This is a genomic window from Lacinutrix chionoecetis, assembly GCF_053604665.1.
In genome coordinates this window covers 1-303 of sequence record NZ_JBSHNQ010000088.1, presented here as the reverse complement: position 1 = coordinate 303, position 303 = coordinate 1, and the positions used below count along the sequence as shown (strand labels likewise).

At 45.9% G+C, this 303-nt stretch carries 1 protein-coding gene; it reads left to right on the top strand.

Annotated elements, in window-relative coordinates; genetic code table 11:
- On the top strand, positions 1-303 hold a 303-nt coding region (locus ACVC43_RS16715; protein ID WP_452225694.1), incomplete at both ends, for a hypothetical protein.

Below are 303 nucleotides of genomic sequence, written 5' to 3'. Positions count from 1 at the left end.
TGCTTGGGAAGTCACTGGTACGCAACCAGCAGAACCTACAACAGCATGTTACGAGACTGCTACCTTTAATGATACTACATGTATGTGGGAAGTAAGCGGAACGCAACCAACAGAACCTACAACAGCATGTTATGAAACGGCAACGTTTAACGACACGACTTGTGCTTGGGAAGTCACTGGTACGCAACCAGCAGAACCTACAACAGCATGTTACGAGACTGCTACCTTTAATGATACTACATGTATGTGGGAAGTAAGCGGAACGCAACCAACAGAACCTACAACAGCATGTTATGAAACGGC